Raw genomic sequence first — 24,347 nt, 5'->3', positions numbered from 1 at the left:
GAGGCCACCCCCGCGGCGGGCCACCGTGGTCGGGTGAGCCAGCCCAGCGGCATACGATGGTTTGCATGTCTGCCCCCGCCCTGCCCAGCCGCGACGCCCTGCTCACGGCACTGTCGAAGGTCAACGACCCCGAGATCCGCAAGCCCATCACCGAGCTCGGCATGGTCAAGTCGGTCGAGGTCGATGATGCCGGGCACGTAGAGCTCGCCATCTTCCTGACGGTCTCCGGCTGCCCCATGAAGGAGACCCTGACCCGCGACTCGACCGCAGCGGTCCAGGCCCTGCCCGGGGTCACGTCCGTCAACGTCACGCTCGACGTCATGAGCGACGAGCAGCGGGCCGAGCTGCGCCAGCAGCTGCGCGGCGGGACACCCGAGAAGGAGATCCCGTTCGCCCAGCCCAACTCGCTGACCCGCGTCTACGCCGTCGCGTCCGGCAAGGGCGGCGTCGGCAAGTCCTCGGTGACGGTCAACCTCGCCGCCGCGATGGCCGAGCAGGGCCTGCGCGTCGGTGTCGTCGACGCCGACGTCTACGGCTTCTCCGTGCCGCGCATGCTCGGCGTCGAGCAGCGGCCGACGCAGGTCGACGACATGATCCTGCCGCCGGTCTCGCACGACGTGAAGGTCATCTCGATCGGCATGTTCGTCCCGGGCAACCAGCCCGTCGTCTGGCGCGGCCCGATGCTGCACCGGGCCCTGCAGCAGTTCCTCGGTGACGTCTTCTGGGGTGACCTCGACGTCCTCCTGCTCGACCTCCCGCCCGGCACCGGCGACATCGCGATCTCCGTCGCGCAGCTGATCCCAACCGCCGAGATCCTCGTCGTCACCACGCCGCAGCAGGCCGCGGCCGAGGTGGCCGAACGCGCCGGGTCCATCGCCCTGCAGACCCACCAGCGCATCACCGGCGTCATCGAGAACATGTCCTGGCTCGAGCTTCCCGACGGCACGCGGCAGGAGATCTTCGGCTCCGGAGGCGGTCAGGCCGTCGCCGACTCGCTGAGCCGCAGCATCGGAGCCCCCGTGCCGCTGCTGGGCCAGATCCCGCTCGACACGACCCTGCGCGAGGGCGGCGACTCCGGCACCCCCGTGGTCCTCGGTGCGCCCGACTCGGCCGCCGGGGTGGCGCTGCGCGGCATCGCGCGCGGACTGGCCAGCCGCGCCCGCGGCCTCGCCGGGCGGTCGCTGGGCCTCACTCCCGCGGGTCGCTGACGCGGGGGGTCTGCTCCCCACCTCAGGCGCAACACACCGAGTAGCTGTCAACCCACCGGGATCGGATCACGGTGGGTTGACAGTTACTCGGTGTGTTGCCGGAGCGGGTCAAACACCAGGCCGTATGCCGCTGGGCTCGGTCCGCCGCTTGACGCGCCTTCAGGGCCGGCTGGGCCTGCATCCGCGCGGAGGCTGCTCGGAGGTCAGGTGGCTTCGCTGTCCCACGGCGTCGGCAACGAGGGGTCGTGGGTCTTCGGCGTGCTCACCGGCTTGGCCGGAGGCTCGACGTCCTCCGACGGCGACGCGCTGAGCGCCTCGCGGACGATGCGCCGCGGGTCGTACTGCCGGGGGTCGTAGGCCCGCCAGTCGACGTCGGAGAACTCCGGCCCCATCTCCTCCTTGAGCTGCTGCTTCGCCCGGTCGGCCATGCCTCTGGCCTGGCGCACGAAGCGTCCCAGCTTGGCCGCGTAGTCGGGCAGCCGCTCCGGACCGAGCACGAGGATGGCAAGGACACCGAGCAGCAGGAGCTCCCACCCGTTGATGTCGAACACAGTTGCTCATTCCTCCGCGGCCTCGGCACCGGCGTGCCGCCGGCGCCATCATACGGATGCTTGCCGAGATCAGCTCTCGGGATCCGCCTCGAGGGTCATCTGCAGGTCCATCGGCTGGCCATCGCGCTCGATCGTCAGCGTCACGGTCTCACCGACGGCCCGGGACCGGATCGAGACGATGAGCTGGTCCGGGGTGCGGATCTGATCTCCCTCGAAGCTGACGATGACGTCGCCCGGCTGGACTCCGGCCTTGGCCGCTGGACCGCCCGGGGTGATGGCCTTCGCGTCGTCCTGGACGAGGGCTCCCTCGCCGGTGAAGGTCCGGTCGAGCAGGACCCCGATGATCGGGTGGGTCGCCTTGCCCGTCGCGATCAGCTGGTCGGCGGTGCGCCGCGCCTGGTCGCTCGGGATCGCGAAGCCGAGGCCGATGTTGCCGGAGGAGGACGCACCTGCGCCGGGGACGCGGGCGATCGCGGAGTTGACGCCGATGACCTGCCCGGCGAGGTCGAGCAGTGGACCACCGGAGTTGCCGGGGTTGATCGCGGCATCGGTCTGGATCGCGTTGATGAACGACAGCTCGTCACCGGCGCCCGGCGCCACCGGGCGGTTGAGGGCGCTGACGATGCCGGAGGTCACCGTCTGGTCCAGGCCGAGCGGGGCCCCGACCGCGATGACGGAGTCACCGACGACGACCTTGTCCGAGGAGCCGAGGCGCAGCGGCGTCAGGTCGGTGCGCTCGATCCGCAGGACGGCCAGGTCGTAGCTGACGTCCCGACCGACGATGCGCGCCCTCTCGGTCTCACCGTTGCTGAGGACGACCTCGATGACGCCGTTGGCCGCTCCAGCGGCGACGACGTGGTTGTTGGTGAGGATGTGGCCCCGGTCGTCGATGACGAAGCCGGAGCCCGTCCCGGCCCCCTCCGCGCCCGCGTCGACCTTGATCGTCACCACGCTCGGCAGGACCTGCGCCGCGATGTTGGCCACCGAGCCGGCGGGGCGCTCGGTCACTCCCGGACCGGGCTCCGGCAGCGCCCTGCCCCTCGTGATCACCTGGTCCTCGAGCACCTGACCGGCCACTCCCCCGACGACCCCGGAGGCGAGGCAGAGGGCGACGATCCCGGCGGCCACGAGGCCGCGCCGTCGGCGAGGAGCGCGGACGGGCGAGGGAAGGGGGCCCGCGGGAGCCCCGGGCGGCTGACTCTGCCACGGTCCCGGGTAGGCGCCCGGTGACGGGTCCGGGGGCATCCCGTTGTCCACGGGAGGACCGGTCGGTGGCGGCATCGAGCCACCGGGATAGGCGTAGGGCACCCCGACCGGGTAGTCGGGCGATGCTTCAGGCGCCGCAGCCGGACCGGACGGCACGACCGGCGCGGAGTGGCGCGCCCGGTGGGCCTCCTCGGCGAGCGCATCGGCCCGGTCGGACCCCCACGTGGCGTCGGATCGAGCGGGCACGCCGGGTCCCTCGGTGGGGTGCTCGGCGCCGAACCGGCTGAACCAGCCGTGGTCCTGCGACCCCGACTCAGGGCTCGTCATCGGCTGGATCGGCTGGGTCGACGACTGGTCGAGGGCGCGGGTCTGCTCGACCTCCCCGGGGCGGTCAGGTCGTGCGTCGCCAGGCCGCCGCTCGGTGGGGTCGTCGCTCATGGCCCCGATTGTGCCGAAGAGACGAGAGAGATACGAACCGGGGCGGTCACGGGCATGATCGGCCCGGCTCCGCGACTCGTCGAGAGGAGGGAGAAGGGGGCGGGACGGCGCGTCGTGGAGCTCACCGGTCCGGGCTGCGCTGTCGAGGACGGCGTGGCCGAGGGCAGCGACGGCAGCATGACCCCGTAGTTGGCGACCCCGAGGCTCGCAACTCCCGCGGGCACCCTGACGGCAGGGGGGCGCACCGCCCCGGGAAGGGGCGAGACCGCCAGTCCCCACGCGGCCGCGACGGAGGCGCCGGCGGCGAGCGAGGCCACCACGGCCGCGCGCATCGGCGAGCGGTGCAGGGGCGGCGCCATCGGCGGCACCGTGGACAGGCGCTCGGGCGGGCCAGCGGGACCCGCCGTGGCGGACCCGAACGACCCGAACGACCCGAACGAACCGAACGAACCGAACGACACGAGGGACCCCAGCGACCCGGACGACCCGTTCGACCCGCGCGCTGCCAGGGGACCGAGCGGGATCCGCGGGCCGGGGCTCGGGGCCGGCTCAGGATCGGGGGTGGAGGCGAGGCTCATCAGCGAGCTGCGGAGCGAGCCGGGCAGCGCGCCGGCATCGCTGCGCAGGGCTGCGACGATGCGGCGTTCCTGGTCGGCTGCGGCGCGGCACACCATGCAGGCGACGAGGTGGCGGTCGTAGAGATGGAGGATGGCCGGAGGGAGGGCCCGGTCGACGTAGGCCCGGACGTGGCCGCCCAGATGGGGTGTCACTGGGCACCCACCCCCATCGGCTCGGTCCGGGAGGTCACGCGTGGCGCGGGAACGACCGGCGGCACCGTTGCCTGACGACCCTCGCGACTCACGCCGTCATCACCTGGCCCCTGCCGCCACACGCCGTCCCGGCAGTCGCAGTCCCGGACGCGCGGTGCGCGTCTCCGGCTTCCGGGCCGCCTCGGGAGCCCGGTGGGCGAGCGCCTCGCGGAGCTGGGCGCGGCCCCGGTGGATCCGGGAGCGGACGGTGCCGAGCTTGACCCCGAGGGTCGCGCTGATCTCCTCGTAGGACAGCCCCTCGATGTCGCAGAGCACGACAGCCGCACGGAACTCCGGGGCGAGCGCGTCGAGGGCGCGTTGCACGTCGTCGTCGAAGCGGGCGTCGTGGTAGGTCTGCTCCGGGCCTTTCTCGGCGCTCGGGAGCCGGCCGGCCGCGTCCTCGGGGAGGGCGTCGAAGCGGATCCGCTGCTTGCGCCGCATCTTGTCGAGGAAGACGTTGGTCGTGATGCGGTGGAGCCAGCCCTCGAAGGTGCCGGGCTGGTAGGAGCTCAGGGAGCGGAAGACCCGCAGGAAGACGTCGTGTGTCAGGTCCTCGGCGTCGTGCGGGTTGCCGGTGAGGCGGTAGGCCAGGCGATAGACCCGCGCCGAGTGCTGCTCGACGACCTCTTCCCAGGTCGGGGGGGTCCAGCCGGCGTCCGGCACTGCCTCCGCGCTGCCGCGGGCAGCAGCGAGCTGCGGCTCGCCGGCACCGCCGGTGGCCTCGGACAGGACGGTCGCACTCACGCGATCAGACACCTTTCGGGGATTCTTGACCAACACAACGCCGCGTCGGCCGGTTTCGTTCCCCTTCACCCTTCCCGACCGGACCCGTCTTTCGCTGTCATCACCCTGTGGATCACCTGTGCGAGCGGAGGACCCTCGCTCCTGCCTGGCACTAGGGTGACGAGCATGAGCACGCACAAAGTGGCTGCCTGGTCGCATGCCGAGGAGTTCGTCACGCCGAGCGACCACGTCGAGGAGGCCCAACGCCGAGCCGAGGAGCTCGGGGTCGCCGCCGTCAGCAACGGTGTGGGGGCCCTGCTGAGCGCCCTCGCGGCGGCGACGGGCGCCAAGGCCGTCATGGAGGTGGGCACCGGGGCCGGCGTGTCCGGTCTGTGGCTCCTGGCGGGGATGCCGGCCGACGGGATCCTCACGACGATCGACCTCGAGTCCGAGCACCAGCACGCCGCGCGGGAAGTCTTCGGCGCGGCCGGCGTGGCCCACCAGCGCACCCGCGTCATCGCTGGTCGCGCTCTTGACGTGCTTCCCCGGATGACGGACGGGGCCTACGACCTCGTCGTCGTGGACGCGGACAAGGAGGAGTACCCCCACTACGTCGAGCAGGCCACCCGGCTGCTCCGGCACGGTGGCACCCTGGCCCTGACGTGGACCGACCAGGAGTCGGACCCGGCCGCCCGCGACCCCCAGACCCGGACCCTGCGCGAGGTGGGCCGCGCCCTGCGTGACGACGGGCGGTTCATCGTGTCGCTCCTGCCCGTCGGCGACGGCCTCCTGCTCGCCGTCAAGCGCTGAACCCGGGAACGACAACGGCCCCCGACCGGACCGTCGGGAGCCGTGCGCTGACAAACGTGCTCAGTTGACCCCGTCACACCCCTGGATGGCGTCGCGAAGGGCCGCAGCCTCGTCCGGGGTCATCTCGACGACGAGACGGCCGCCGCCCTCAAGGGGCATGCGCAGCACGATGCCGCGGCCCTCCTTGACGACCTCGAGCGGTCCGTCGCCGGTCCTCGGCTTCATTGCTGCCATGGTGCCCCTTCCACAGGAAATCGGGTGGTCTGTAGCCATTATTCCGTGTCGGCTCAGCCGGACCTAATCCGGGATGTGACCACGAGCACCTCGCCGACCCAGCACTTTCCCACACAAGGGGTTTGGGACAGAGTGGGCGCCATGACTGAGCCGACCCCCACACCGCAGCCCGCGCCGAGCCCCGCTGAGGCCATGACAGAAACCACGGCCACCGGCCCCCTCGACGTGACCGTGACGAACGGCGTCGCCTGGGTCCGTCTCGACCGTCCGGACGCGATGAACGCGCTCGACCGCAACCTCAAGGTGGCGCTCCTCGAGGCGCTGCGCGCCGCGGCCGACGACCCGGCGGTCCGCTGTGTCGTGCTCACCGGGAACGGGCGGGCCTTCTGCGTCGGCCAGGACCTCAAGGAGCACGTGGCCGACCTGCGCTCGGGTGAGACCACGCTGGCGACGACGGTGACCGAGCACTACAACCCGATCGTCATGCTCCTCGCGACCATGAACAAGCCGGTCGTCGCGGCGATCAACGGGGTCGCCGCCGGGGCCGGCCTCAGCTTCGCCCTGGCCTGCGACGTGCGGATCATCGTCGACAACGCCGGGCTCAACACCGCGTTCGCGGGGATCGCCCTCTCCTGCGACTCGGGGGCGTCGTGGTCGCTGCCCCGCCTCGTCGGGCCGGCCCGCGCCAAGGACCTGCTCATGTTCCCCCGGACCATCCCGGCGGACGAGGCGCTGTCGCTCGGGCTCGTCTCGCAGGTGGTCTCAGCGGCGGAGTTCGAGCGCGTGGTCAGTGAGGTCGCGACATCGCTTGCCGCCGGTCCCACGCTCGCCTACGGCTCGATCCGGCGAGCCGTGGCGACGAGCGCCGGCACCGACCTCGCGACGGCGCTCGCCCACGAGGCGGAGCTGATGGGCCTGACCGGCCGCAGTGCGGACCACCAGACCGCCGTCGACGCGTTCCTCGCCAAGGAGAAGCCGAGCTTCGAGGGCCGGTGAGCGCACACCCACCGGGGGGCAGGTGAGCATGCCGTATGCCGCTGAGCTCGCTCCCGAGGCCCGGGCCGACCCAGCCCTCCCGCCCTCCCCGACGGCACGAAGTGCACACTCGACGGGGGGCGGGACCCGGCGTCAGGGTGGGTAGTCGCCCGAGGGCGAGGGGACGTAGCGCCAGAGGATGTCGGTCCAGAAGTACTGCCCGATGACGAACGCGACGAGCAGGGGCACGGCTCTGAGGAGCAGACGCGGCCAGCTGTCCGCGCGCTCGGCCCGGTGGCCGGTCCAGCCTGCCCCGACGAGGACGGCGAGCAGGGGGAAGAGCGGGATGAGGTAGCGGAAGATGCTCGTGAACGGGTCGAGCACGGCGGCCAGGTAGGCGGGGTAGGCAACCGTCCAGGTCCGCAGCTCGGCCCCGAGCGCCTTCGCCCATGGCCCGGCCACCATGGCGAGGATGACGACCGGGACCACGACGAGCCACACCGGCCCCCAGGTGTCGCCGAAGACGTAGGTGGACATCTCGACCCACGGGACGAAGGGCTCCACGGCCCCTGAGCTCCGCCAGGCCCCCATCGTGTCGGTGTATGCGCTCGACTCACCGGTCGCCCACCAGGCCACGGCCGGCCAGAGCAGCCCAGCGACACCGCACCCGACGAGGGAAGCCAGCCCAACGGCATACTCCCTCGTCGGGATCGGTCGGGCGGCCCGGGCGCGCCAGCGCAGCCACAGCGCGACGAGGGTGACCACCGCGAGCGGCACGGCGATCGGCCGGCTGAGGCCGACGAGCACGGCCACCCCCGCCGCGACGAGCCAGCGCTCGCGCGACAGGGCGTAGAGGTAGCCGACGAGGAGCAGCATCGCGAGCGACTCCGTGTAGGCGAGCTGCAGCACGACCGACGCGGGGAAGGAGGCCCACAGCACGACGACGACGAGGGTGGCGCGCTCGCCGATGCGTTCGCGCAGGAGCAGCGCCATGAGGACGGCGGCCCCGAAGCCGCAGACGAGGGCGATCGTCGAGCCTGCCGCCGGGAAGCCGACGCCGGTCAGCGCCATCAGGGCCCGCGCGGCGTACGGGAAGAGCGGGTAGAACGCCCACGGGTTCTGCTCGACCCGGCCGTCGTCGGACCGGGGCAGCTGGTCGGGGTAGCCCTCGGTCGCGATGACGTGGTACCACTGCCCGTCCCAGAGGGCCGTGAACGGGAAGTAGGTCACCGGCAGGTGCTCGCCACCGCTCATCCCGCTCGGGACCTGCCGGGGCAGGACGACGAGCAGGATCGCCGTGGTGACGATGCGGCAGGCCGCGTAGAGCGCCAGCACGGTGAGCAGGAACGTCCTCGCCGGACGTGCTGGCGCGGTGGCCCTCATGCCTGGGGCGTGTCGTGCGGCTCAGCCGGCTCCGGCGTGGGCTCCTCGGCCGTCGTGGCGCGGAGGAAGGCGATGTGCTCGTCCTTCTCGCGCAGCTCGCGCCGGAGCCGCTCGAGGACTCCGTCGACCTGGCTCATCCGGTAGCCGCGGAAGGTCACGTCGAACCTGAGCTGGTCGAGGTCCTCGTCGTGCAGGTCACCGTCGGGGAGCGGCTCGTGGCTGAGCGAGGAGGTCGGTCTGCCGAGCCCGCCCGCGCCGCCGACCCAGCCGAGGACCAGTGCGACGACGAAGCAGAGGACGACGATGCCGACGAACAGGATGAACCACTTCACTCGGGCCGCTCCGCTTCGGTCGCGGCGCTCGAGTCCTCGTGCGACTGGATGGCGGCGACGGCCTCCTCGGCCGCGTCGGTGACGACGAGCCGGTCGAGGTCGTCCTCGCCGATCATGCCGCCGGCGAGGGCCGCGTCGCGCAGCCAGTCCAGCAGGCCTCCCCAGTAGGCCGTGCCCATGAGCACGACGGGGAACTGGGTCACCTTGCGGGTCTGCGCGAGCGTCACCGCCTCGAACAGCTCGTCGAGGGTGCCGAACCCGCCCGGCAGGACGATGAAGCCGTGCGAGTACTTGAGGAACATCGTCTTGCGGGCGAAGAAGTAGCGGAAGTTGACGCCGAGGTCGACGTACTCGTTGAGGCCCGTCTCGAAGGGCAGCTCGATGCCGAGGCCCACCGACGTGCCGCCCCCGAGGAAGGCCCCCTTGTTGGCGGCCTCCATGGCCCCGGGGCCGCCGCCGGTGATGACCGCGTAGCCGGCCTCGGCGAGGAGCCGTCCGACCTCGACGCCCATGGTGTAGGCCGGGTCCCCGGCACGGGTGCGCGCCGAGCCGAAGACGCTGACGGCCGGACCGAGCTCGGCGAGCGCCCCGAAGCCCTCGACGAACTCCGACTGGATGCGCATCACGCGCCACGGGTCGGCGTGCAGCCAGTCGGTGGGCTGACCGCGGTCGAGGAGTCGCTGGTCGGTCGTCGTGGGAGGCACCTTGCCGCGACGCATCATCAGCGGGCCGGAGCGGCGCATAGCGTCGGAGACGCGGGCCGCGGGCTTCTCGTCGGGTCGCACCTCCGGGTCACGGGCGACGTCCCGCGTCGCGCTCGGCTGGTGCTCGTCGGTGTCGTGATCACTCACGGGCTCCACCCTAAGCCTCAACCCCGAGCCCCAATCGACAGAGCAGTTCGCGACACCCCCACTCGATCGAGAGAGCAGTTCGCGACACCCCCACTCGATCGAGAGAGCAGTTCGCGACACGCGGCGCGCGGGGTACCCCGCGCGACGTGTCGCGAACTGCTCTCTCGATTGGCTCGGTCGCGAACTGCTCTCTCGATTGGCTCGTGTCGCGAACTGCTCTTTCGATGGTCAGGTGAGCCAGCGGAGCAGGGCCCGCTCGGCCTCTTCGTACTGCACCACCGGGCAGCGCTCGTCGTCCATGTGGGCGAGGCTGGGGTCGCCGGGGCCGAAGTTCACCGCTGGGATGCCGAGCGCGGAGAACCGGGCGACGTCGGTCCAGCCCTCCTTCGGGTTGACCGGCAGCCCGAGGGCCTCGACGAAGGCGCGGGCCGACGGCAGGTGGAGGCCGGGGCGCGCGCCGTCGACGGCGTCGCCGAGCTCGCACTCGAACCCGTCGAAGACCTGCAGCACGTGCGCGTAGGCCGCGGCGACGTCCTTGTCGGGGGCGAACCGGTAGTTCACCGTGACGGTGCACCGGTCGGGGATGACGTTGCCCGCGATGCCGCCGCTGATCCCGACCGCCTGGAGCGCCTCGGTGAAGACGAGCCCGTCGACGTCGACCTGCTCCGGCTCGTAGGCGCCGAGCCGGCTGAGGACCTGCACGGCGTCGTGGATCGCGTTGTGTCCCTTCCACGGCCTGGCCGAGTGGGCGGCCACGCCGCGGGTCGTGACGTCGACGCGGAGCGTGCCCTTGCAGCCGCCCTCGACGACGCCGTCCGTCGGCTCGAGGAGCACGGCGAAGTCACCGGCGAGCAGGTCCGGGTGGTTGGCGGCGATGCGCCCCAGCCCGTTGTAGCGGCCCTCGATCTCCTCGCAGTCGTAGAAGACGAAGGTGAGGTCTCGGGCCGGCTCGAGGACCTGGGCGGCCACCTTGAGCATCACGGCGACGCCGCCCTTCATGTCGACCGTGCCGCGACCCCAGAGGACGCCGGCCTCGCGCCGCGTCGGCACGTTGGGCTCGGCGGCGATCGGAACCGTGTCGATGTGCCCGGCGAGGATGACCCGCTCGTCACGTCCGAGGCTCGTCCTCGCGATGACCGCGTTGCCGTCCCGGACGACCTCGAGGTGGGGCAGCCCGCGCAGCGCCACCTCGATCGCGTCGGCGAGCGGCGCCTCCTCCCAGCTCACCGACGGGATGTCGCAGATCGCGGCGGTCAGCGTGGCGACGTCACTCGACAGGTCGAGCAGGACGCTGGTCTCGGGGACTGAGCTCGGCGGCATACGGGAAGGCTAGTCGGTCGGGCCCGCAGGGCTGCCCGCGTCCCGGGCCACGTGCGCGCGGCGGCGCCGGCCCCAATACCCTTGGCTCCATGTCTGAGCGCAGCGCATGGGGATACGGTCTCACCACGATCACCGACGGGGGGCAGGTCCTCGACACGTGGTTCCCGGCACCGGCCCTCGGTGCCCGCCCTGCTGACGCAACCGCGCCCCACGGCCTCGAGGCCCTGACCGCGGCCGACGAGCTGCGCCGCGTGCGCACCGAGGTCCGGCTCGTCGAGGTCGACCTCGACGCCCCGCCGGCCGACGCGCCGGATGCCTACCTGCGCCTCCACCTGCTCTCCCACTGCCTCGTCCACCCCAACACGATCAACCTCGACGGCATCTTCGGGGCCCTGCCCAACGTCGTGTGGACCAACCACGGCCCGTGCGGTGTCGAGGACTTCGAGGCCACGCGGCTGCGACTGCGGGCCCGCGGCCCGGTCCAGGTGTTCGGCGTGGACAAGTTCCCGCGGATGACCGACTACGTCGTGCCTCCGGGTGTGCGGATCGCCGACGCCGACCGAGTGCGGCTCGGCGCCCACCTGTCGCCCGGCACCACGGTCATGCACGAGGGGTTCTGCAACTTCAACGCCGGCACGCTCGGCGCCTCGATGGTCGAGGGACGGATCGTGCAGGGCGTCGTCGTGGGCGACGGCTCGGACATCGGAGCCGGCGCCTCGATCATGGGCACCCTGTCCGGCGGCGGCACGGAACGCGTCAGCATCGGTGAGCGTTGTCTGGTCGGCGCCAACGGTGGCATCGGCATCGCCCTCGGCGACGACTGCGTCGTCGAGGCCGGCCTCTACGTCACCGCGGGCACCAAGGTGACGATGCCGGACGGCAGCGTCGTCAAGGCCCGCGAGCTCTCGGGGGCCAGCAACATCCTCTTCATCCGCAACAGCCAGACCGGCGCCGTCGAGGCCCGGGCCCGCAAGGGCACCGGGATCACCCTCAACGAGGCCCTCCACGCGAACGACTGACCACCCACTCGACGACGGACGGGACCCCATGCCGCACGACCGCCTCGGACTCGTCCTCGACGAGTCCGGCGTCACTCACCGTCCCCCGCGCCGCCGGCGCCGGGGGCGGGTCGCGCTGCTCATCGTCCTCGTGCTCGTCGCCGGCGGCGGGTGGCTCGCCTCCCGGTTCCTCTACGACAGCGTGCGCACCCAGCGGTGCACGATCACGGCCGCGGGGATGACCGAGAGCTTCGACCCCGAGCAGACGGGCAACGCCGCCCTCATCGCCGCCCTGTCGATCAAGCGGGACCTGCCGCCGCGCGCCGCGACGATCGCCCTGACGACGGCCTACCAGGAGTCGAAGATCCTCAACATCACCTACGGCGACCGTGACTCGCTCGGGCTCTTCCAGCAGCGGCCGAGCCAGGGCTGGGGCACGAAGAAGCAGATCCTCGACCCGGTCTACTCGACCAACAAGTTCTACGACGCCCTCGTCAAGGTCAAGGACTACGAGAAGGCTGACATCACCGAGATCGCGCAGAAGGTGCAGCGGAGCGGCTTCCCGGAGGCCTACCGGGACCACGAGGGGCAGGGCCGGGTCCTCGCCTCGGCGTTGACCGGCCACTCCCCCGCCGGCCTCAGCTGCACCCTCGACGAGGCGACGGCCGGGGCCGAGCCGACGGCGGTCGCCGAGGCCCTGAGCACCGAGATGGGCGTCACGCGGGCCGAGGCGGCCGACCGCGCCCTGACGGTGACCGCGCCTGACCAGCGGACCGCCTGGGCCGTCGCCCACTGGTCCGTGGCCCGGGCCGCCCAGCTCGGCGTGACCGGCGTGTCCGTCGGCGAGCGGGCGTGGGACCGCGAGGCCGGGGACGACGGGTGGTCCGAGGGGGCCGCGTCCACGACGGTGACCATCACCCTGCGCTGAGCGCCGTTCCGCGCCGCGCCCCCCGCTCACCCCCTCACCCGCTGACCCGCTGACCCGCTGACCCGCTCACCCGATCAGTCGCCCGTGATGCCGGCCTTGGCGTCGAGCAGCTGGAGCAGCTCGTGGGCGGCCAGCTCGACGGCCTTGTGCCGCCACTCGGCCGCCCGGTAGACGCAGGCGATGAGCCCGGAGCGGTGCACCCGTCGGAAGTCGCCGCAGACGAAGGCGTACCGCGCCTTCGTCTCGTCGTTGGCCCCCTCGGTCAGGCCGAGGTGCCACGCGGCGTAGTCCTGCCACGAGTGCTTCTCGAGGTAGGCGTTCTGGGCGGCGGCGTCCGGCTGCACCTCGCCCCAGTCGGAGTCGAGCACGTAGCGCCGCTTGTCGATGAGGGCCCGGACGTGCTCGACCGCGGCCGGGTTGACGGAGTAGGAGGCCATGCCCCCACTCTGCCGCGGTCGGCGCGGGCGCGCAGGTCAGGCGGGGTAGTGCCGCTCCGGCTCGCCGGTGTAGATCTGGCGGGGGCGGCCGATCTTCGTCTCCGGGTCGCCCATCATCTCGCGCCACTGGGCGATCCAGCCCGGCAGGCGGCCGATGGCGAACAGGACCGTGAACATCTTCGACGGGAAGCCCATCGCCTTGTAGATCAGGCCGGTGTAGAAGTCGACGTTGGGGTAGAGGCGGCGCTCGACGAAGTAGTCGTCGGCGAGCGCGATCTCCTCGAGCTGCTTCGCGATGTCGAGCAGCGGGTCGTTCTTGCCGAGCTTGGCGAGGATCTCGTCCGCGGCCTGCTTGACGAGGGCTGCGCGCGGGTCGTAGTTCTTGTAGACGCGGTGGCCGAAGCCCATGAGCCGGATGCCGGCTTCCTTGTTCTTGACCCGGTCCATGAACGCCTTGGGGTCCTCGCCGGAGCTCTGCAGGTCGCCGAGCATCTCGAGGACCGCCTGGTTGGCGCCGCCGTGGAGCGGCCCGGAGAGGGCGTGGATGCCGGCGGAGACGGAGTTGAAGAGGTTGGCGTGGGCCGAGCCGACGAGGCGCACGGTCGAGGTGGAGCAGTTCTGCTCGTGGTCGGCGTGCAGGACGAAGAGCAGGTCGAGCGCCTTGGCGACGGTCGGGTCGACGAGGTAGGGCTCCGCGGGGACGCCGAACGTCATCCGGAGGAAGTTCTCGACGAAGTTGAGGGAGTTGTCGGGGTAGATGAACGCCTGCCCGACGGACTTCTTGTAGGCGTAGGCCGCGATGGTCGGCAGCTTGGCGAGGAGGCGGATCGTGCTGATCTCGACCTGCTCCTCGTCGAACGGGTCGAGGCTGTCCTGGTAGAACGTGCCCAGCGCGGAGACCGCGGAGGACAGGACGGGCATCGGGTGCGCGTCGCGCGGGAAGCCGTTGAAGAAGGCGCGCAGGTCCTCGTGGAGCATCGTGTGGCGGCTGATCAGCTCCTCGAAGGTCGACAGTTCGTCGCTCGTCGGCAGCTTGCCGTAGATGAGCAGGTAGCAGACCTCGACGAAGCTGGACCTCTGGGCGAGCTCCTCGATCGGGTAGCCGCGGTAGCGCAGGATGCCCTCGTCACCGTCGATGAAGGTGACCGCGCTCTTGCAGGAGGCCGTGTTGACGAAGCCGACGTCGTAGGTCACCAGGCCGGTCTCCTTGAGCAGCGAGTTGACCCCCAGGCCGTTGCTGCCCTCGACCGCCTCGACTCCCGGGAAGGTGAGCTCCTTGTCGCCGACCTTGAGCGTCGCGTCCACTGCCTTCGTCACTGCTGATTCGCCTCCTCGAGAACCGACCGGCGGGCCGGGATGTCCGCAAGGGACGTTACCCCAGGGGGGTGGTCAGCCGAAAAGCAGGTCCGGCCCGTGGCGCTTGACACCCATATGAAGGATTCGGTATGCCGCTGGGCTCGCTTCCCGGGATCGCCCTCCTCGCGCTACAGCCGGGTGCTCGCCGCCCGGACCCGTTCGTCGGTGGCGGTGAGGGCGATCCGGACGTGCTGTGCGCCGGCTGGCCCGTAGAAGGAGCCGGGGGCCACGAGGATCCCGCGGTCGGCGAAGTCGGACACCGTTGTCCAGCAGTCCTCCTCGCGGGTGGCCCAGAGGTAGAGGCCGGCGTCGGAGTGGTCGATGCGCAGTCCGGCGCGCTGGACGGCCTCGAGGAGGATCTCGCGGCGCAGGCCGTAGGTGTCGCGTTGCTCGGCGACGTGGGGGTCGTCGCGCAGGGCGGCGGCCATGGCGTGCTGGATCGGGGCCGGCATCATCATGCCGGCGTGCTTGCGCACCTCGCGGACCTGCGCGATGAGGTCGGCGTCGCCGGCGACGAAGGCGGCCCGGTAGCCGGCGAGGTTGGACTGCTTGGAGAGGGAGTAGACCGAGAGCAGCCCGGTGTGGTCGCCGCCGCTGACGTCGGGGTGCAGGATGCTCGGGGTCGCCCGGCCGAGCTGCCCGGGGCGCCAGTCGAGCTCCGCGTAGCACTCGTCACTGGCGACGACGACGCCGTGCTCGCGGGCCCAGGCGACGACCTTGGCGAGGTGCTCGACGCCGAGCACCTGGCCGTTGGGGTTGCCGGGGCTGTTGAGCCAGAGCAGCTTGGGGGTGGTGGCCCGGGTCAGCGGCCCGAGGCTCGTCAGGGACTGGACGACGACCGCCGTGGCGCCGGCGAGGCGGGCGCCGACGTCGTAGGTCGGGTAGGCCACCGCGGGGATGCCGACGATGTCGCCGGGCCCGAGCCCGAGGAACGTCGGCAGCCACGCGACCAGCTCCTTGCTGCCGATCGTCGGCAGGACCTGCGCCGGGTCGAGCCCGGGGACGCCGCGGCGTCGGGCGAACCAGTCGCAGATCGCCTCACGGACCTCGGGGGTGCCGATGGTCAGCGGGTAGCCGGGGGCGTCGGCTGCCTCGGCGAGCGCGCGCCGGACGAACTCGGGTGTCGGGTCGACCGGCGTGCCGACGGAGAGGTCGACGAGCCCGTCGGAATGCGCACTCGCTCGCGCCTTGTAGGGCGCGAGCGAGTCCCAGGGGAAGTCAGGGAGGGAGCGGTCGATCACTCGGCCGGGGCCTGCGGCGGCAGCGCCATGATGACCGGGTGGTCCTTGGCGATCTGGCCGAGCTTGGCCGCGCCGCCGGGGCTGCCGAGGTCGTCGAAGAACTCGACGTTGGCGTTGTAGTAGTCCGCCCACTGCTCGGGGACGTCGTCCTCGTAGTAGATCGCCTCGACGGGGCAGACGGGCTCACACGCCCCGCAGTCGACGCACTCGTCGGGGTGGATGTAGAGCGATCGAATGCCCTCATAGATGCAGTCGACCGGACACTCCTCGATGCACGCCTTGTCCTTGACGTCGACACAAGGCTGGGCGATGACGTAGGTCATGAAATCCGGACCTCCTACAGGAGCGATGAGAGAGCGGGTCGTGCTCGCGCCTAGTATGCCGGACATGACCGGCTCGGCGAGGAACCACCCCACCGATAGGACGCAGGTAACAGATCCGTCCGCCCGGCTGACCGAGGGTAGCCGCGTCGTCGTGCGCCGCCGGCTCGTCGGCAGGGAGGTCACCGACGTCATCGGGCACCTCGCCGGGCGCACCGAGGAGCTGCTCCTCATCGACACGGCGACGGGCCGGGTCGAGGTGCCGCGGGGCGAGGTCGTCGCCGCCAAGCCGATCCCGCCGCGGCCGACCCGACCGGGCCCTGCCCACCTGCGCATCTCAATCGACGACCTGGCGCTCCTGGGGGCGCAGGGCTGGGTGGCCGTCGAGCAGGCCCCGCTCGGCTCGTGGCTGCTGCGGTCCGCCCCCGGCTACACCGGGCGGGCCAACTCCGTCCTCGTCGTCGGCGACCCCGGCCAGTCCCTCGACGAGGCCGTCGACGAGGCCGTCGAACACTGCGAGCGGTGGTACGCCGACCGCGGCCAGCGGACGATGTTCCAGGTCAACGGCCGGACCGGCTTCGCTGTCCCCGACGACCCGGTGGGTGCACGGCTGCTCGAGCGCGGCTACGTCGCCGGCGGCGGGCGTCACGACTGGGACCGCGTGTTCGTCATGACCGGGCCCTCCTCCGGCATCCCGGCGCCGGCTCCCGACGCGCCGCCCGTCGAGGTCGGCGACACGCTCACCGAGGAGTGGCTGCTGGCCTACAGCGAGGGCCGCACGCCGGTCCCCGGCATCACCGAGGCGGTCCTCACCGGCAGCGAGCAGCAGCTCTTCCTGTCGGTGCGCGACGAGGAGAGCGGCCGGCTCATCGCCGTCACCCGGCTGGCGCTGCACACCGGCTGGGCGGGGGTCTTCGGCCTCTGGGTCCACCCCGAGCACCGCCGCCGTGGCCTCGCGCGGGCCGTCATGGCCGCCGCGGGCCGGATCGCGCGCGAGGGCCGGATGCCGGCTATCTACCTGCAGGTCTCGGGCGACAACGACCCGGCGATCCGCTTCTACGAGGGCCTCGGCTTCACCGTCCACCACGAGTACACCTACCTCGTCCAGCCGCCCGCCTGACCGACCGGAGGGCGGGAGGCCTGGGAGGCCGTGTCCGAGCGGGAGCGAGCTCAGCGGCATACGGAATCCGCTTGTCCCCCAGCGGGACTCAGGGCTTCGCGTTGGGGTCCGTGCAGATGATCTCGTGCTCGGGGATGTAGTGGGTCGTGACGTTCTCGCTCTTGACGAGCGTCGACGACCCGGGACGGAACCACTGCCGCGTCACCGTCACGTCGAAGCCGGGCTGGGGCTGCTGCGGGTAGCAGGTGGGCGAGTCGTCGCGGATCGTCTTCGGCGGGACGACGTTGCGGCGGGGTCCCTTGATCGACTTGATCTCCCAGACCTTGGTGCTCCACACCCGCCCGTGGACGAAGCCGTCCTCGACCCAGGTCTGCAGCAGCATCCCGTGGGGCGTGTCGTTCTTCCACTTGTTGTCGACGTTCGGCCAGAAGACCGTCGCCTCGCGGCCCTCGGGGTAGCGGGGGATGAAGAAGGCGTGCGGCGTGAACTCGAGCGTCTGGGCGCCGGCGAAGTAGGCCATGTTGTAGATGACCGTGGAGACCTGGGAGATGCCGCCGCCGGTGCCGCGGGTGAGGCGGCCGTTGATGATGACGGTGCCGTCGCGGTAGCCCTTGGCCGTGGTGCGCTCGCCCAGGATCCCGTTGAGGCTGAAGGTCTCCCCCGGCGCGATGTAGGTGCCGTTGATCGTCCGGCTGGCGACGATGAGGTTCTGCGTGCGGGTCGTGTCCTCGGGCGGGAACGGCGACTGGAAGTCGACGACGAGCTGCTTGACGCCGGCCTTCCTGGCGTCCTCGGTGGTGAACTTCGGCTTCGTCGTGACGACCTTGAGCTCGACCCGACGCGCGGGCGCGGTCATCGCCGTGATGAAGGCGTCGGCGATCTGTGACTCGTCGACGGCGGTGCCCTCGACGGAGGGGACGATCTTGGGTCGGCCGCCCTCGAAGGTCCAGCGGGCGTCCTTCGCCTTCTTCGTCGTCACCTTGACCTTGCTCGCCACGACGGCGGTGAGCTTGTCCTTGTCGAACGTCGGCGCGAGCGCGCCCTCCCCGTCGGGCGCCATCGTCACGGCCGGGGCGAAGTCCTCCGGGTCGATCTTGGCGCTGCTCTTGCCGGCGACGACGGTGATCGGCCCGGACATCGCCTTCTCGCCGAAGTCCCGCGCGGCGGCGGCGACGGCCTCACCGGTCACCTGCGGCTCCACCGGACGGACCGTCGCGGTGGCTGTCGTCGAGTGCGGGAAGGCCTTGCGGAGGGCGAGCTTGGTGCCGGCGATGTCGAGGGTGCGGCCGGGCACGGGGGCGGTCACCTCGACCTTGCCGTCGGGGAAGGTGATGGACCCCTCGACCGGCTTCGTCTCGACGGAGGGGGCGAGCTTGGTGAGGCGGTCGGTGAGGAGGTCGTCGTCGACGTGGGTGAGCAGGGGCGCCTGGACGGAGCCGATGAGGCGGTCCCACAGCGTGGCGGGGTTGAGCGTGAAGCCGGTGAGGCCCTCGAGCGAGCGGGCCGCGTCGACGGAGAAGCCGACGTCGGCGGGGACGACCTCGACCGGGTCCTCGATGCCCGGCACGCGGAGCGCGATCGGGGCGGCCAGGAGCGGCTTCGACTGCTTGGCGATGGCCGCCTCGGCCTCGTCCTCGGAGAGGCCACCGATCGGGATGCCGCCGACGGACACCGTCGAGGGCAGGTGCTGCGCCGACCACACGGCCAGGCCCACGTAGCCACCGATCAGAACGACAGCGGCGACGAGCAGCCGGATGATGGTGGCGCGGCGGTCGTTCAGGGGCATGTGGTCTCCGGGCGAGGCGAGGTCGTCAGCGCACGATAACCCAGGGTCGGTCCGACGGCCCCCCGTCTCCCCCTCGCGCGCGGCCTGTGTGCCAGGCCTCCATATGGTTGCATGATCAACCGCTTTGCGCGGAATCAGTCAGTCGACGAGGCCTGCGCGGGTGGCTGGGGCGGTGCTGCGCAGCGGCTCCCACGTCCGCGGGTCGACGCGACCGAAGGCCTCCCGGTCGGTCGTGCGCCGCGCGATGAGGTTGGACAGGGCGTGCAGGTCGTCCGTCGCGACGATCACCTGCGTCGCGTGGGCGCGCAGCGCGGCGAGCTTGGCCGGGCGGGTGGCGGGGTCCTCGACGACATGGGTGACCCGCTCGTCGTCGACGACGGACGGTGGGTGGGGGTCGTCCGCGCCCGGCACGACGAGGCCGTATGCCGCTGGGCTCGCTCCCCGGGTCCAGGCGCGGTCCTCCTCGGCCCAGGATCGCGGCGTGAGGATCTCGTAGGTGCGCGCCGGCAGCTCGGCGTCGGTGAGCTGGTCGAGCGCGGCGCGGGTGAGGCGGTGGGCCTGGATGTGGTCCGGGTGGCCGTAGCCGCCCTCGGGGTCGTAGGTGATGACGACGTCGGGGCGCAGCTCGCGAAGCAGGGCCGCCAGGGCGGCGCCGGCCTCGGTGAGGTCGGCGTTGACGAAGGCGTCGGGGCGCGCGGCAGCGGCGGACCCGGCCATCCCGGAGTCGCGGTAGCGGCGGGTGCCGAGGCCGCCGTGGTCGTCGCCGAGCAGGTGGCCGGTGGCCCCGAGCGCCCGGAGGGCTGCCGTGAGCTCGCCCCGGCGGTGCTCGGCGAGCAGGTCGTCGGGGTGGCCCTCGAGGTCGTGGAGGTGCTCGGGGATGACCTCGCCCTCCTCGCCGAGGGTGCAGGTGACGACGTGCACCTCGTCGCCCCGGGCGGCGTGGTGGGCCATCGTCGTGCCGCACGTCAGGGTCTCGTCGTCGGGGTGGGCGTGGACGAGGACGAGTCGGTGGGCCATCTGCTCCTCCGTGGGCTCGGGTCGGGTCAGCGCACCGCGACGGTGGCCAGGTCGACGATCCCACCGATGGCGTGGTCGTCGTAGTGGAGCACGCCGGCGCCGTGGATGTGCAGCACCTTGGTGGCTGCGAGGGCCACGTAGCCGCCCTTCTCGCGGATGAGGGCGTCGGCCTCGGCCCAGGCCGCAGCTCGCTCCTTCGGGTCCGCGGTCGCCTGGGCGCGGTCCATCAGCCGGGCGACGGCCTTGTCGTCGAAGTAGCCGACGTCCTGGCCCGGGCCGGAGGAGTCGATGTTGATGCGCGCGTCGAACAGGGCGGGGAGGACGCCGCTCGCCGACGGGATGTCGGGCTGCCAGGACCCGCGGAAGACGTCGTAGTCCTTGACCGACGACGGCTTCTCGATCGTCTTGTAGTAGTCCTCGGGCTTGACGGAGGTCCGCTCGACGTCGAAGCCGGCCCGCTCCCAGCCTGCCTCCAGGGCGGCATAGGCCTTGTCGATGAGCAGCGACCGGGCGTGCACGACGCGGACCTTCACCGGGAGGGTGATCCCGGTGCCCTCGAGGAGCTTGCGGGCCGCCTCGGGGTCGCCCTCCACGCTCGCGCCCTTCGGGGCCTTGAGGCCCGCCTCGCCGATGCTCGGGCCGAGCACGGACCACGTCGGGGACCCGGCGCCCTCGCCGCCGGTGGCCGTGACGTATGTGGCGCGGTTGGTCGCCAGGGCGAACGCCTCGCGGACGACGGCCTTGGACATCGTCGCGCTGCGCATGTTGAGCGCGAGGTAGTCGACGCTGCCGGTGTAGGGGAAGGTGAGTCGCGCCCGCAGGGCCGTGCCCGCCTGGTGGCGCAGCGTGGGCGAGGCCTTGACCCAGGAGACGGCCTGGGCGTCGCTCTCCTGCTGGTTGAGCAGGCGCTCGATGACGGTCTCCTCGGTGAGGCCCGTCGTCACGACGATCCGGTCGGGGTAGGCCTTGCGGACCGGGTCGGTGTCGGGGTCCCAGTGCTCGTTGCGGACGAAGGTGCCGCCCTGGCCCGCCTGCCAGTCCCCGTCGAGGCGGTAGGGCCCGGTCGAGAACACGTCGAGCGAGGCCTGCAGCTCGGTCGACTCGGTGCCCGTGGAGCCCTCGGAGCCCTTCGAGCCCGTGGAGCCGTCGGTCGAGCCGGCCTGCTTCGCGCCCGCGTCCGCGGCGGCGGGGCGTGGGGCGAACTCGGGGAGGGCGACGATGCGCGGGAAGTCGCGCTCCGGGGTGCGCAGGTGGAAGGTGATGGTGCGCCCCTTGCACGCCACGGCCTTGAGGAAGGGCTTCTCGTTCTTCCGGTCTGAGGGCCCGGTGTAGGCGGGCTTCTCGAGGCCCTCGGCCGTGACCTTCGTCGGCACGTCGAGCAGGAAGCTGGCGTAGTTGGTGCCCGCGACGTGGGTGGTGCGGTCGAAGGTGCGGGCCACGCCGCGGCGGATGTCGCCGCACGTCACCGGGGTCCCGTCCTGCCATTTCACGCCCTCGCGCAGGGTGAAGGCCCAGGTCCTGCCGCCGTTGGAGGCCTTGCCGGTGTCGGTGGCGAGGTCCCCGACCAGCTCGCGCTCCCGGTCACCGGTGCCGTACGTCGTCAGCGTCCGCACGAAGGTCCGCTGGGCGAAGAAAGCCTCCGGACCGACGTACATCACCTGGGGGTCCCACGTCGCGATGTTGCCCGCGACGAGGACGTTGAGGGTCCCGCCCGACTGGGGCGGCGCTGCGCCGGCCGTGGCCGCGACCGTCGGGTCGGCCTGGCGCGCCGCCATCAGGTCCTCGGGCGTGCACGCCGCGGTGCCGGCCAGGGCGACGACGGCCGTCAGGACGGCGCCGACCCGGGCCAGGCTGTGGAGGCGTGGCGGGAGGGACACGGCAGGGTCAGCCCTCCGCCTTGGCCGCCGCCCTGGCGCGGGCGGCCGTGCGAGCGCGCTCGGTGGCACCGAGGACGACCTTGCGGATGCGCACGGCCTCCGGGGTGACCTCGACGCACTCGTCCTCGCGACAGAACTCGAGGCTCTGCTCGAGGCTGAGCTTGCGCGGCGGGACGATCTTCTCGAAGTTGTCCGAGGAGGAGGCGCGCACGTTGGTGAGCTTCTTCTCCTTGGTGATGTTGACGTCCATGTCGTCGGCGCGGGAGTTCTCGCCGACGATCATCCCCTCGTAGACCTCGGTCGTCGGCTCGACGAAGAGGGTGCCGCGCTCCTGGAGGTTGACCATCGCGTAGCCGGTGACGACGCCGCTGCGGTCGGACACGAGCGAGCCGCTGATGCGCGTCGTGATCGGGCCGAACCACGGCTCGTAGTCCTCGAAGACGTGGTGGGCGATGCCGGTGCCGCGGGTCTCCGTGAGGAACTCGGTGCGGAACCCGATGAGACCGCGTGAGGGCACGAGGAACTCCATGCGGATCCAGCCCGTGCCGTGGTTGGTCATCTGCTCCATCCGGCCCTTGCGGGAGGCGAGGATCTGCGTGATCGGGCCGAGGAACTCCTCCGGGGTGTCGATGGTGAGCCGCTCGACGGGCTCGTGGATCTTGCCGTCGACCTCGCGCGTGACGACCTGCGGCTTGCCGACGGTCAGCTCGTAGCCCTCGCGGCGCATCTGCTCGACGAGGATCGCGAGGGCGAGCTCGCCGCGGCCCTGGACCTCCCAGGCGTCGGGGCGCTCGGTGGGCAGGATGCGCAGCGACACGTTGCCGACGAGCTCGCGGTCGAGGCGGTCCTTGACCATGCGGGCGGTGACCTTGGAGCCGCGCACCCGGCCGACCATCGGGCTGGTGTTGGTGCCGATCGTCATCGAGATGGCCGGCTCGTCGACGGTGATGAGGGGCAGCGGCATCGGGTTCTCGGCGTCGGCGAGGGTCTCGCCGATGGTGATCTCCGGGATGCCGGCGACGGCGATGATGTCGCCGGGGCCGGCGCTGTCGGCCGGCTTGCGCTCGAGGGCCTCAGTCATCAGCAGCTCGGTGATCTTGACCCGCTGCTGGGAGCCGTCGTGGCGGCACCACATGACCTGCTGGCCCTTGCTGATCGTGCCGTTGTGCACGCGGAGCAGGGCGAGGCGGCCGAGGAAGTTGGATGCGTCGAGGTTGGTGACGTGGGCCTGCAGCGGGGCCTCGTCGTCGTAGGTCGGCGCGGGGATCGTCTCGAGGATCGTGGAGAAGAGGGCCTCGAGGTCCTCCCCGTCGGGCAGGCCGCCGTCCTCGGGGCGGGTGAGCGAGGCGCGACCGACCTTGGCCGAGGCGTAGACGATCGGGAAGTCGATCTGTTCCTCGGTGGCGTCGAGGTCGAGGAAGAGCTCGTAGGCCTCGTCGACGACCTCGGCGATGCGGGAGTCGGGTCGGTCCACCTTGTTGATGCAGAGGATGACCGGCATCTTCGCGGCCAGCGCCTTGCGCAGGACGAAGCGGGTCTGGGGCAGCGGGCCCTCGGACGCGTCCACGAGGAGGACGACGCCGTCGACCATCGACAGGCCGCGCTCGACCTCGCCGCCGAAGTCGGCGTGGCCGGGGGTGTCGATGATGTTGATCGTCACGCCGTCGGCGAGGCCGCGCTCCTGGGCCGCCTTGCCGCGGTAGTGCACGGCGGTGTTCTTCGCGAGGATCGTGATGCCCTTCTCGCGCTCGAGGTCACCGGAGTCCATCGCCCGCTCGTCGACGTGCTGGTGCTCCCCGAAGGCGCCGGACTGCCAGAGCATCTTGTCGACGAGGGTGGTCTTGCCGTGGTCGACGTGGGCGACGATGGCGACGTTGCGGATGTCCGCGCGGGTCTTCAAGGGCATGGGGGACAGTCTCTCAGGATTTTGAGGAGCCTCTGAACGCGCCGCCGAGGCGGGCGGCGAGTGCGTCGACGATGGGCAGGTCCGCCGGGAGCCACGGGACGTCGTAGAGCTCCGCGGCGCCGAGCCAGCGCACGGCGTCGTGGTCCTCGATGGGAGCGGGCACCCCCTCGACGACCTCGGCGAACCACACGAGCATCTCGTAGCGCTCGCCGACCGCCCACGTCGCTCCGGGCAGCGGTCCCGGCAGGTGCGAGCCGAGGCGCACCCTCACTCCGAGCTCTTCACGGACCTCGCGGTGCAGGGCCGAGAGCGGCGACTCCCCCGGGTCCACCTTGCCGCCGGGCAGCTCCCAGCCGCCGGCGAGGGCCGGGGGCTCGGTCCGTCTCGCCGCGAGCAGCCGCGTGGGGTGCTCGAGGTCGTCGACGATCGCGGCGCCGACGACGAGGAGCAGGGCGGCGCGCGCGTCGTTCGCCGGCCCGGGCAGGGCGGAGGGGTCCTCTGGGCTCATGGCGCCACCGATC

24 protein-coding genes are annotated in these 24,347 nt (G+C 71.8%); 6 read left to right on the top strand and 18 right to left on the bottom strand.

The genetic code is table 11. The annotated features are described in order from the left end of the window. Positions 1-65 precede the first annotated feature (65 nt). Entirely contained in the window at positions 66-1,208 is a 1,143-nt protein-coding gene (locus ABWV20_RS01220) for an Mrp/NBP35 family ATP-binding protein (RefSeq protein ID WP_353352922.1), read from the top strand. A gap of 203 nt (positions 1,209-1,411) precedes the next feature. Here the strand turns inward: ABWV20_RS01220 and tatB are convergent, their stop codons facing one another. From tatB to sigE, 4 genes are all read right to left on the bottom strand, one after another. Next, positions 1,412-1,759: a Sec-independent protein translocase protein TatB gene (gene tatB / locus ABWV20_RS01215; RefSeq protein ID WP_353352921.1), complete on the bottom strand. Its 348-nt coding sequence runs from the start codon at positions 1,757-1,759 to the stop codon at positions 1,412-1,414. Positions 1,760-1,828: 69 nt separating this feature from the next. Next, on the bottom strand, positions 1,829-3,403 hold the full coding sequence (locus ABWV20_RS01210) for a S1C family serine protease (protein ID WP_353352920.1): 1,575 nt from the start codon (positions 3,401-3,403) through the stop codon (positions 1,829-1,831). Continuing rightward, a complete protein-coding gene (locus ABWV20_RS01205; RefSeq protein ID WP_353352919.1) occupies positions 3,400-4,173 on the bottom strand; it encodes an anti-sigma factor in 774 nt (257 codons plus the stop codon). Before ABWV20_RS01205 ends, ABWV20_RS01210 begins: the two co-directional genes overlap by 4 nt. Positions 4,174-4,272: 99 nt before the next feature. After that, entirely contained in the window at positions 4,273-4,875 is a 603-nt protein-coding gene (gene sigE, locus ABWV20_RS01200) for an RNA polymerase sigma factor SigE (protein ID WP_502901743.1), read from the bottom strand. Between the two features lie 246 nt (positions 4,876-5,121). Between sigE and ABWV20_RS01195 the strand changes: the two genes are divergently transcribed. After that, positions 5,122-5,745 carry an O-methyltransferase gene (locus ABWV20_RS01195; RefSeq protein WP_353352918.1) on the top strand — a complete coding sequence of 208 codons (624 nt, stop codon included), beginning with the start codon at positions 5,122-5,124 and terminating at the stop codon, positions 5,743-5,745. A gap of 60 nt (positions 5,746-5,805) precedes the next feature. Here ABWV20_RS01195 and ABWV20_RS01190 read toward each other — a convergent pair whose 3' ends face one another. Then, positions 5,806-5,979 (bottom strand): DUF3117 domain-containing protein, encoded by a 174-nt coding sequence (locus tag ABWV20_RS01190; RefSeq protein ID WP_013493416.1) that lies wholly within the window; start codon positions 5,977-5,979, stop codon positions 5,806-5,808. A 141-nt stretch (positions 5,980-6,120) separates the two neighbouring features. On the opposite strand from ABWV20_RS01190, the gene ABWV20_RS01185 reads away from it, so the two are divergent. Next, positions 6,121-6,975: an enoyl-CoA hydratase/isomerase family protein gene (locus tag ABWV20_RS01185; protein WP_502901736.1), complete on the top strand. Its 855-nt coding sequence runs from the start codon at positions 6,121-6,123 to the stop codon at positions 6,973-6,975. 132 nt (positions 6,976-7,107) lie between these two features. Here the strand turns inward: ABWV20_RS01185 and ABWV20_RS01180 are convergent, their stop codons facing one another. The 4 genes from ABWV20_RS01180 to dapE form a co-directional block, all read right to left on the bottom strand. Further along, positions 7,108-8,337, bottom strand: coding sequence for a putative hexosyltransferase (locus ABWV20_RS01180; protein ID WP_353352917.1), 1,230 nt, complete (start codon positions 8,335-8,337; stop codon positions 7,108-7,110). After that, positions 8,334-8,669, bottom strand: coding sequence for a DivIVA domain-containing protein (locus ABWV20_RS01175; RefSeq protein WP_353352916.1), 336 nt, complete (start codon positions 8,667-8,669; stop codon positions 8,334-8,336). The genes ABWV20_RS01180 and ABWV20_RS01175 overlap by 4 nt, the downstream gene beginning before the upstream one ends. Continuing rightward, positions 8,666-9,412, bottom strand: a complete 747-nt coding sequence (locus ABWV20_RS01170) for an LOG family protein (RefSeq protein WP_353353193.1) — start codon at positions 9,410-9,412, stop codon at positions 8,666-8,668. Before ABWV20_RS01170 ends, ABWV20_RS01175 begins: the two co-directional genes overlap by 4 nt. Positions 9,413-9,748: 336 nt before the next feature. Continuing rightward, positions 9,749-10,840, bottom strand: coding sequence for a succinyl-diaminopimelate desuccinylase (gene dapE, locus ABWV20_RS01165; protein ID WP_353352915.1), 1,092 nt, complete (start codon positions 10,838-10,840; stop codon positions 9,749-9,751). 89 nt (positions 10,841-10,929) lie between these two features. On the opposite strand from dapE, the gene dapD reads away from it, so the two are divergent. Together dapD and ABWV20_RS01155 are read left to right on the top strand one after the other, a co-directional pair. Further along, on the top strand, positions 10,930-11,859 hold the full coding sequence (gene dapD / locus ABWV20_RS01160) for a 2,3,4,5-tetrahydropyridine-2,6-dicarboxylate N-succinyltransferase (RefSeq protein ID WP_353352914.1): 930 nt from the start codon (positions 10,930-10,932) through the stop codon (positions 11,857-11,859). 28 nt (positions 11,860-11,887) lie between these two features. Next, on the top strand, positions 11,888-12,766 hold the full coding sequence (locus tag ABWV20_RS01155) for a hypothetical protein (protein WP_353352913.1): 879 nt from the start codon (positions 11,888-11,890) through the stop codon (positions 12,764-12,766). Positions 12,767-12,840: 74 nt separating this feature from the next. Here ABWV20_RS01155 and ABWV20_RS01150 read toward each other — a convergent pair whose 3' ends face one another. The 4 genes from ABWV20_RS01150 to fdxA all read right to left on the bottom strand — a co-directional run bounded on the left by ABWV20_RS01150 (position 12,841) and on the right by fdxA (position 16,123). Next, positions 12,841-13,203, bottom strand: coding sequence for a hypothetical protein (locus tag ABWV20_RS01150; protein WP_353352912.1), 363 nt, complete (start codon positions 13,201-13,203; stop codon positions 12,841-12,843). Positions 13,204-13,239: 36 nt separating this feature from the next. Further along, entirely contained in the window at positions 13,240-14,520 is a 1,281-nt protein-coding gene (locus ABWV20_RS01145; protein WP_353352911.1) for a citrate synthase, read from the bottom strand. 167 nt (positions 14,521-14,687) lie between these two features. Next, positions 14,688-15,800 (bottom strand): succinyldiaminopimelate transaminase, encoded by a 1,113-nt coding sequence (gene dapC, locus ABWV20_RS01140; RefSeq protein WP_353352910.1) that lies wholly within the window; start codon positions 15,798-15,800, stop codon positions 14,688-14,690. Then, positions 15,797-16,123, bottom strand: a complete 327-nt coding sequence (gene fdxA / locus ABWV20_RS01135; RefSeq protein WP_353352909.1) for a ferredoxin — start codon at positions 16,121-16,123, stop codon at positions 15,797-15,799. The genes dapC and fdxA overlap by 4 nt, the downstream gene beginning before the upstream one ends. Before the next feature lie 64 nt (positions 16,124-16,187). Between fdxA and ABWV20_RS01130 the strand changes: the two genes are divergently transcribed. Further along, a complete protein-coding gene (locus ABWV20_RS01130; RefSeq protein ID WP_353352908.1) occupies positions 16,188-17,240 on the top strand; it encodes a GNAT family N-acetyltransferase in 1,053 nt (350 codons plus the stop codon). Between the two features lie 88 nt (positions 17,241-17,328). Here the strand turns inward: ABWV20_RS01130 and ABWV20_RS01125 are convergent, their stop codons facing one another. From ABWV20_RS01125 to ABWV20_RS01105, 5 genes are all read right to left on the bottom strand, one after another. Continuing rightward, positions 17,329-19,026, bottom strand: coding sequence for a VanW family protein (locus ABWV20_RS01125; protein ID WP_353352907.1), 1,698 nt, complete (start codon positions 19,024-19,026; stop codon positions 17,329-17,331). A 138-nt stretch (positions 19,027-19,164) separates the two neighbouring features. Next, positions 19,165-20,043 (bottom strand): N-acetyl-1-D-myo-inositol-2-amino-2-deoxy-alpha-D-glucopyranoside deacetylase, encoded by an 879-nt coding sequence (mshB, locus tag ABWV20_RS01120; protein WP_353352906.1) that lies wholly within the window; start codon positions 20,041-20,043, stop codon positions 19,165-19,167. A gap of 26 nt (positions 20,044-20,069) precedes the next feature. Next, positions 20,070-21,920 (bottom strand): ABC transporter substrate-binding protein, encoded by a 1,851-nt coding sequence (locus ABWV20_RS01115; RefSeq protein ID WP_353352905.1) that lies wholly within the window; start codon positions 21,918-21,920, stop codon positions 20,070-20,072. A gap of 7 nt (positions 21,921-21,927) precedes the next feature. Then, positions 21,928-23,826, bottom strand: a complete 1,899-nt coding sequence (typA, locus tag ABWV20_RS01110) for a translational GTPase TypA (RefSeq protein WP_353352904.1) — start codon at positions 23,824-23,826, stop codon at positions 21,928-21,930. 13 nt (positions 23,827-23,839) lie between these two features. Further along, on the bottom strand, positions 23,840-24,334 hold the full coding sequence (locus tag ABWV20_RS01105) for a (deoxy)nucleoside triphosphate pyrophosphohydrolase (RefSeq protein WP_353352903.1): 495 nt from the start codon (positions 24,332-24,334) through the stop codon (positions 23,840-23,842). Positions 24,335-24,347 lie beyond the last annotated feature (13 nt).

The organism is Intrasporangium sp. DVR, from assembly GCF_040365325.1.
Lineage (GTDB): Bacteria > Actinomycetota > Actinomycetes > Actinomycetales > Dermatophilaceae > Intrasporangium.
Note: the sequence above shows the minus strand (reverse complement) of the source record. Positions and strands in the feature narration are given on the sequence as shown.